Below are 8,101 nucleotides of genomic sequence, written 5' to 3'. Positions count from 1 at the left end.
AAATGCTCTAACACTTTTAAAAAGCAGTCTTTAACATCAAATATGTGGACAGGCTGTACTTTTCCTTTTGGTGCAAAGAAAAATGGGGTAATTTTTGAAAATTTTTTAAATTCTTTGAAAAGTAATTGTTCTCTGCCAATTATAATAGAAGGTCTAAATATTGAATAATGTAAACCAGATGCTTTTACATACTCTTCTGCTGCAGCTTTCGTCTTTAAGTATCTACTTTTGGAGTTTATATCTGCTCCAAGTGCAGACATTTGTATAAAATGTTTTATATCTGATTTTACCGCTCCATTAACAAGTTTTTCTGTAAAAGTGTAATGTACTTTTTCAAAAGTTATGTTTTTTTCTCTATCTTCTTTTAGAATACCAAGTAGATTTATAACGATATCTGGACTTTCTTTTACCACAAGCTTATCTAAGTTTTCTGTAAACCCTATTAATTTTGTATTTTCATTTAAGTTTAGAACCTTTCTTGCTTTTTCAAAATTCCTAACAGGTAAAATTAAATAATGATTTTTAGAAAGTTCATTTGCTATATATCGTCCTACAAAGCCTGTTGAGCCTGTAATTAATATTTTCATGGTTTCGGCAGATAAACTTTAAAAGATGAACCTTTACCAAGTGTGCTTTCTACACTTACCTTTCCTTTATGTGCTTCTGCTATATGCTTAACAATAGAAAGTCCAAGACCTGTACCGCCTACATTTCTACTTCTTGATTTATCAACCCTGTAAAATCTTTCAAATATAAGGGGCAGAGCCTCCTTTGGAATTCCTATTCCTGTATCTTTTACTTCTATAACAGTGTAGTCTTTATCTAAAAAACCTTTAACTTCTACTTTTCCATTTTCTTTGTTGTATTTAATTGCATTCTCAATTAGATTTTTCAATAATATAGAAAGTTTTTTCTCATCTCCGTAAATTTTGAAATTTTCATTAACTTTATTATAAAATTTAACATTTTTTTCCTGCGTCAGATGTGATAAATCTTCATAAATCTGGTCTATAAATCTTTTTAGATTTATGTTCGTTTTTATTATTTTGTCTTCTTTTGATTCAAGTCTTGCTATTATTAAAAGGTCATTTATTAAGGTATTCATCTGATTTATTCTTTTTTGTGCCATTGATATAAATTTTTTCTTTCCTTTATCATTTTCTTCAGCTTCAAGGGTTTCTATTACACCTTTTAAAACTGCTATGGGAGTTTTTAGCTCGTGGGAAACGTTTGAAACAAAATCCTTTTTTGCTTGTTTATACACTTCAAAAGGTGTTATATCTGTAAGATGAACAAATTTTTTATTGTCTATGTGATAGACTTTTACCAAAAATTTCTTATCATCTATTATTATTTCTTCCTGTACATCTTTATCATACTCGTGAGCAATTATTGAATAAAGGTAATTATTTTTTATAACATCTGCAAAATGTTTTCCTTCTGGCTCTTTTATATTAAGAAGATTTTCTACATATTTATTTGCATAATTTACTGTTTTATCTTCATCAATAACAATAATTCCTTCTTTCAGATAATCTAAAAATTTTAAAAAAGTTTCAAAATCACTTAGCTTAATCTTCTTTACTGTTTCCATTTTCATCAAGTTCCTGATGTCTGAGCATTTTTCCTTCTTTCATATAAATTACTTCTTCTGCAAGATTTGTGGCTATGTCTGCACCCTTTCTATGTTTGACGCAACAGTTATAAGTCTAATTCCTACTTTTATGTTTTAGGTCTTCCACCATATATGTATAAAGTTCTCTTATTATCTGCTCATTTAGGGCATCTACTTTGTCATCTCTTTTAATAACATCTCTTGCAAGTTCTGTATCTAAGGTTTCAAGGCATTTTATTGCATCTTTTACCATATTCAATGTAATTTCTGTCATAATAGGAAGGTCTACATATTCCTTTAGCTTTGGCTTTTCAATTATTCTTTCTGCCTGCTCTTTTATATTTTCTGCATGGTCGCCTATTCTTTCTAAATCTCTATTTACAAACAAATCCATTACTAAAATTCTTAAATATTTTGCTTCTGGCTGGTATCTTGCTATTGTAGTTATTATCATTGATTCATTTTCAACTTCCATTTCATCAACTTTTGGCTCAAGTTCTTCTACTATTTTTAAAGGCTGTGGATTATGCTCAACAATTGCCTTTACAGCATTTTCAATCATGGTCATTGACATTTCTGCCATTTTTATAAGATTATCCCTAATCTCATCTAACTTTGGTTTTATAAGCAACTTGTTTCCTCCTTAATAAATTTTTTTATTTTTATAAAGTCTTCTAAAAGAATATCTCCAAACTGTTTTACATTTGAATAAATCTCTTCCAACTTTTCAGGCAAATATGCATGGACAACTTTATTCCTTAGTATTTTAATTTCCATATAAATTTCCAAATTTTTTATCAGGTTTAATTTTTCCATTCTTTGAAGCATTTTTCTATAAGTATCTGAAGATTCTCCGTATAAATATATTTCTAAAGTTTTAAAAAAATAAAAAATCGCCTCAACAGCTTTTTCAAATCTGAATGATAATGAATCATAATACTCTAAATCTTCAAAATTATAAACTACTGTAGGGTCAAATGGTTCATATTTTGATAAAGAGTATTCAAGAAGCTTTAAACTGTTTTCTAAATCTTTATAAGCTTGACAAATCAAGTTTTTTTGCATTTTTCATTACTTCCTTAATAAATGGGTTATTTTCATCATATTGAATTATGTCTATATTCGTATCTGTTAAAAGAAAGTATTTTGCCTGTATTTTTAATATATCTTTCAAAAATAATTTTTTCTTAGGCTTTAATATAATGTCAATGTCTCCACCTTTTTTGTCGTTTTTCAATCTTGACCCAAAAATGTAAATTTCTCCATCAAAATCTTCAAATATTCTTTTTAAAGCTTTTTTTTCAAAATCATAAAGCCTCACACTTATTATCCAAACTTACCTGTAATGTAATCTTCAGTTAATTTTTCTTTAGGTGCTGTAAATATAATGTCTGTTTTATCAAATTCAATAAGCTTTCCAAGATACATAAAAGCTGTATAATCAGATACCCTTGCTGCCTGCTGCATGTTGTGGGTGACTATTATTATGCTTACATTTTCTTTTAACTGAACAACAAGTTCTTCAATTTTTGATGTAGAAATAGGGTCAAGAGCAGATGTTGGCTCATCAAAAAGTAAAACTTCTGGCTCTACTGCTAAAGCTCTTGCAATAACAAGCCTTTGCTGTTGTCCTCCAGATAATCCTGTTGCTGGCTGGTTTAATCTATCTTTAACTTCTTCCCACAAAGCAGCCTGCTTTAATGCTTTTTCAACTTTTTCTTCCAAAACATTTCTGTCTTTTATACCTCTAAGTTTTAAACCATAGGCAACGTTATCAAAAATACTCATTGGAAAAGGTGTTGGTTTTTGAAAAACCATACCAACTTTTGTTCTCAGTTTTATAAGGTCATAATTATCAGTTAATATATTTTCTCCATCTAATAAAATCTGCCCTTCGTATTTATTCCCGGGATATAAATCATGCATCCTGTTAAAAGACCTTAAAAGTGTTGTTTTTCCACATCCTGAAGGTCCAATGAGGGCTGTAACCCTTTTTTCATATACAGGGAAGGTTATTCCTTTTAAAGCTGCTTTTTCTTTATCTGGGTAAGGCTGTCCTGCATACCAGAAGTACAAATCTTGAACCTTTATTTTTTCTATTTCAGCCATACTGCCTCCTATCCTTTATATCTCCAATGTATTATGTACCTTGCTGTAATTGTAATAAGTAAAATAAAAAATGTAATTACAAATGATGCTGCCCAAGCCTTTGTATGCCAGTCTTCATAAGGACCCGTTGCATATACAAAAATTGAAACAGTCAAAGATGTAATTGGTTCATTCATGTTTGTAGTAAAAAATGAGTTATTAAATGATGTGAAAAGTAATGGAGCCGTTTCTCCAGCAACCCTTGAAATAGACAGGATAACTCCTGTTAATATACCTGTTATTGATGCCCTTATAACAACATCTTTTATAACATTATAGTAAGAAGCCCCAAGTGCAAAAGCAGCCTCCCTTAAACTCCAAGGAACAAGAGAAAGCATATCTTCAGTAGTTCTTAGAATTACCGGTATCATTATAAAAGCAAGTGCAGCAGCCCCTGCCCAGCCGTTAAATCCTTGAATTTTGTCAACAAGTTTCGGCATCAGGTAGATAAATAGAAAAATACCAAATAAAACTGTCATTAATGTTATTAAAAGATTCAAAATTTTTACAGCATTTTCAGAATTTATTTTAATAATTTTCAATAAAACTTTACTTACGAAAAGATTTAAAACTGCCCCAAAAATAAAGGCAGAAATTGCAGATAAAAACGCAACTGCAAGTACACCACCGTAATTTATTTGACCAATAGGTTTTACAAGTATTGCATAAATAAACGTACCGACTACAATAGAAGGTACGCTAACCATAATATCAGAGAGTATTGAAATAGTTTTTGCAAACTTTGTTCCTCTTGCATATTCAGCAATAAAAATACCGGCAAGCATACCAACAGGAACCCCTATAATAGTTGCAAAAAATACTATTTCAAGCTGTCCAATAAATGCATTTCTAAGTCCTCCTCCGGGTATCCCGGGAGGTGCAGGGTCTTCTGTAAAGAGTTCAAGGTTTAGTCCGGATATGCCGTGTCTTAAAACGTCAAATAGTATAAATCCAAGCCAGAAAAGACCTAAAACAGCAGCTAAAGTTGAAAGAGATAAAGCAAAAAAACTTTTTATTTTTCTTTTTTTAATATAGCTTTCCTCATATATCATCTTGAATATCCTCTTTCTGCTCTAAGTAGGAAAAATTTAGCAACTGCTAATATTATGAAGCTCATGACAAATAAGATTAGTGCAAGATAAAACAGTGAAGATAAATAAACATCAGTATCTGCTTCTGTAAATTCATTTGCAAGGGTTACAGTAATAGTTGCAGCTGCATCAAAAAGTGAGGTTGTAATTTGATGATTGTTTCCAAGTACAAAAGCAACTGCCATTGTTTCACCAAGAGCTCTACCAAGAGCCAAGACAATTCCACCGTAAATACCAAGTTTCGCATAAGGTATCATAACGTCTTTAACGACATCCCATTTTGTTGCACCAAGAGCGTAAGCTGACTCTTTCATTATGTTTGGAGTAAGGTTTAAGGAATCTCTTGCAATACTTGCAATAAAGGGAATTATCATAATACTTAAAACAACACTTGCTGTGAAAAGGTCAATACCCTGAGGTTCTCCTTCAAAAAGTTTTCCAATTAAGGGAATTTGACCTAAAGTTTTTTGTATAGCTGGTTCTATGTAATCTGCCATTATTGGAGCAAGGGTAAAAAGACCCCACATACCATATATAATACTTGGAATAGCCGCAAGCATTTCTATCGCAATACCAACAGGTGTTTTCAAAAAGTGTGGAGATACTTCAGACAAGAATATTGCTATGCCAAGTGCAACAGGTATTGCAAATAAAAGTGATAAAACAGTTGTAATTAATGTGCCGTACAGCGGAGCTGCAGCTCCAAATATTTCTTTTACAGGGTCCCAGTCTTCTGTAAATATAAAGTTTATTATTCCAAACCTATGTATTGCAAGAGATGATTCATTGTAAAGAACAAGTACTGTTGAGAAAATAAGTGTTAAACTAAAATGAGGCTGAAAAGGAATATTCCAAAATATATCAGATAAGGCAGTCTGCGTATTTTTTCATCTACTACTAAGAGATATCTAATTCATATACAAAAATGGCTATAAGCCATAGATAAGTAGTAGTTAGCAGCAGCAGAGGGCTGTGTGCCCCATAAATTATTTTCAGGATATATTCCATGCTCTTTCCAGTATTTCTTATTTTATTTTTAATTCTTCAGGAAGTGGTGCATAAACGAGTCTTTTTGCTATTCATCTCCTTTTTACTAAATGCCCAGTTAAAGAATTTTGTAACCTTTTTAGCTGTTTGCGGTTTTTCCCTTGCAACAAGTATGTTTGTTGCTGCAACTATAGGCCATGCGTCTGCCCCAGGTGTGTTAGTAATCCATGTATAGAAATGTTTTTTAGGGTCATAGTCTCCATACTTGCCAGCTGCTGAGAAAGAATCAAGGGTAGGTTTAACAACTTTTCCAGCTGGATTTACCAACAGAGTATAGGTTAATCTATTTTGAAGAGCATAAGCGTATTCAACATAACCTATTGAGTATCTAAGTCTTTTTACATAGTTTGCTACACCTTCATTTCCTTTTCCACCAATTCCTACAGGCCATTTTACAGCTTTACCAAAACCAACTTTTTTATGCCAATCAGGGCAAACTTCATCTAAATAGTGTGTAAATACTGCAGTAGTTCCTGAACCGTCAGACCTGTGAACAACTGTTATTTTTTTATGTGGAAGTTTTAAATTTGGATTTAATTTCTTTAATTTTGGGTTATCCCAGTACTTAATATCTCCAAGATAGATATGACAAACAGTATCAGCATCTAATACCATCTGCTCTGATTTTATCCCAGGAATATGTATTGCCAAAACCTCACCACCTATAACCTGAGGCCACTGATAAAGCTTTAATTTATCCAATTTCTCTGGTGTTAACGGGTCATCAGAAGCACCAAAATCAACAGTTCTGTTTGCTATCTGTCTAACTCCACCACCTGAACCAATTGACTGGTAATTTAGCTTAATTCCTGTTTCTTTATAGTACTGATATGCCCATGCTGCGTAAAGGGGATAAGGAAATGTTGCACTGCTCCATTGATTGTTTCTCCTGCCGCTGCAAAACCTGTTAATGCCCCGGTAGTTAAAATACTTGCTAATAGTTTCTTCATTATTAATTCCTCCCGAATAATTTTTTTAAAAGCTTACCTCAGCTGTTATCATATACTTTGTATAATCTTTCTTGTTATTATTTTTATAATCAGCAATAATTCCATTTATAAGCCATTTTATATGTTTATTCATTTTCCATGCTACTCCGTAAATATACTGTTTTCTATCTTTTGTATTGTCATCACTATTCCAGCTGTCGTATCTGCCGAAAAATGAAATTTTGTGGTTTAAAATAGGTCTTATCTCAAAGTTTACAGAATAACCATTTCCTTTTTCTTCTGCTCCGCTGTACCAGTTTGATTTAATGTACTGACCAGCTATAAGGAATAAAGGCTGGTTATATACTGCGTGAATTTGGTAAATTCTAAGGTTTTTATTTGAGCCTCTATGTTTAAAACTGTTTACAGCATGTAAAGATAAATTCGCATAAATATCTTTTTCTGGATGCAGATGTTTTGTTCCTCCTCCAAGAATATGCCATGTAATTCTTCCTTCTATTGAAGGTTTATTTCCACTGTTTCCTTTATCATTTCTACCTAAGTGGTCGTAGCCTTCTCCGTTAAATATTCCATATTCTGCCGATAAATACTCAGTTTTTGTTTTGAATTCTAAACCTGCGTCTGCAGATGGTAAAAGGTGAGCTCCATCTGAAGATTCATAAAAAGTTTTAGAAATAGACCTTTCCCACCATCCAGCATGTTCTTCATAATCAAGCCATGGAGTATGAACCATACCTATTTCAAAACCTGTTGCTGGAATTATAGATGATATATCTTTGTAAAGGTAAAGATGTTTAATTTTTACATTCATTTCTTTACCTTCTTTTGCTTTGTCCTTATGATTGTGAGTTGTTACATCAAAAGTAAATCTTGCATAGTCCTTTTTATTGAAGTAAAACTTAGTGATGAAATATCCTCTTCTTATTTCAAAATTTCCTTCATCTGTGCCGCCTTTTGCATTTTTATAAGTGTATCCTATGTAATCAAGTCCTCCGAATTTAATTTTTTCAAATTTACCAGTAATTTTGCTTTTTTCTTTGTGTAAATTCTCGTCAAGTTTAACCGCTTCCTGCTCTGTAATAATTCCTTTTTCGTACAGTTTTTTCACAACTGGATTTTCAATTTCTACAGCATTTGCCACAGCCACAGCCGACAGGGTTGTTAATGCTAAAAGTTTCTTCTTCATTTGAAACCTCCAATATAAATTATATTTAATTTTCGTTTAATAGTTTATTAACTAATTATTAAAT

General features: G+C 31.8%; 10 protein-coding genes. All 10 read right to left on the bottom strand.

The annotated features are described in order from the left end of the window. On the bottom strand, positions 1-587 hold a 587-nt coding region (locus tag HG1285_RS06565), incomplete at its 3' end, for an NAD(P)H-binding protein (RefSeq protein ID WP_008288107.1). Continuing rightward, a complete protein-coding gene (locus HG1285_RS06570; RefSeq protein WP_232219492.1) occupies positions 584-1,594 on the bottom strand; it encodes an ATP-binding protein in 1,011 nt (336 codons plus the stop codon). The genes HG1285_RS06565 and HG1285_RS06570, both read right to left, overlap by 4 nt. Before the next feature lie 115 nt (positions 1,595-1,709). Further along, positions 1,710-2,246 (bottom strand): PhoU domain-containing protein, encoded by a 537-nt coding sequence (locus HG1285_RS18180; protein ID WP_008288105.1) that lies wholly within the window; start codon positions 2,244-2,246, stop codon positions 1,710-1,712. Then, positions 2,237-2,680, bottom strand: a complete 444-nt coding sequence (locus tag HG1285_RS06575) for a hypothetical protein (RefSeq protein ID WP_008288104.1) — start codon at positions 2,678-2,680, stop codon at positions 2,237-2,239. Before HG1285_RS06575 ends, HG1285_RS18180 begins: the two co-directional genes overlap by 10 nt. After that, positions 2,649-2,936, bottom strand: coding sequence for a nucleotidyltransferase domain-containing protein (locus tag HG1285_RS06580; protein ID WP_008288103.1), 288 nt, complete (start codon positions 2,934-2,936; stop codon positions 2,649-2,651). Before HG1285_RS06580 ends, HG1285_RS06575 begins: the two co-directional genes overlap by 32 nt. A gap of 5 nt (positions 2,937-2,941) precedes the next feature. Further along, the gene (gene pstB / locus HG1285_RS06585) at positions 2,942-3,724 is read right to left on the bottom strand and encodes a phosphate ABC transporter ATP-binding protein PstB (protein WP_008288102.1); all 783 of its coding nucleotides are present in this window, start codon (positions 3,722-3,724) and stop codon (positions 2,942-2,944) included. An 8-nt stretch (positions 3,725-3,732) separates the two neighbouring features. Further along, positions 3,733-4,815 carry an ABC transporter permease subunit gene (locus tag HG1285_RS18840; RefSeq protein WP_008288101.1) on the bottom strand — a complete coding sequence of 361 codons (1,083 nt, stop codon included), beginning with the start codon at positions 4,813-4,815 and terminating at the stop codon, positions 3,733-3,735. After that, positions 4,812-5,624, bottom strand: coding sequence for a phosphate ABC transporter permease subunit PstC (gene pstC / locus HG1285_RS17550; RefSeq protein ID WP_232219494.1), 813 nt, complete (start codon positions 5,622-5,624; stop codon positions 4,812-4,814). Before pstC ends, HG1285_RS18840 begins: the two co-directional genes overlap by 4 nt. Positions 5,625-5,898: 274 nt before the next feature. Next, positions 5,899-6,813, bottom strand: coding sequence for a phosphate ABC transporter substrate-binding protein PstS (gene pstS / locus HG1285_RS18175; protein WP_232219493.1), 915 nt, complete (start codon positions 6,811-6,813; stop codon positions 5,899-5,901). Positions 6,814-6,876: 63 nt separating this feature from the next. Next, positions 6,877-8,037 (bottom strand): hypothetical protein, encoded by a 1,161-nt coding sequence (locus HG1285_RS06590; protein ID WP_008288097.1) that lies wholly within the window; start codon positions 8,035-8,037, stop codon positions 6,877-6,879. Positions 8,038-8,101: the final 64 nt, after the last annotated feature.

The sequence above is a fragment of the Hydrogenivirga sp. 128-5-R1-1 genome (assembly GCF_000171895.1).
The sequence above is the reverse complement of the archived record's forward strand: the minus strand, read 5'-3'. Positions and strand labels throughout refer to the sequence as shown.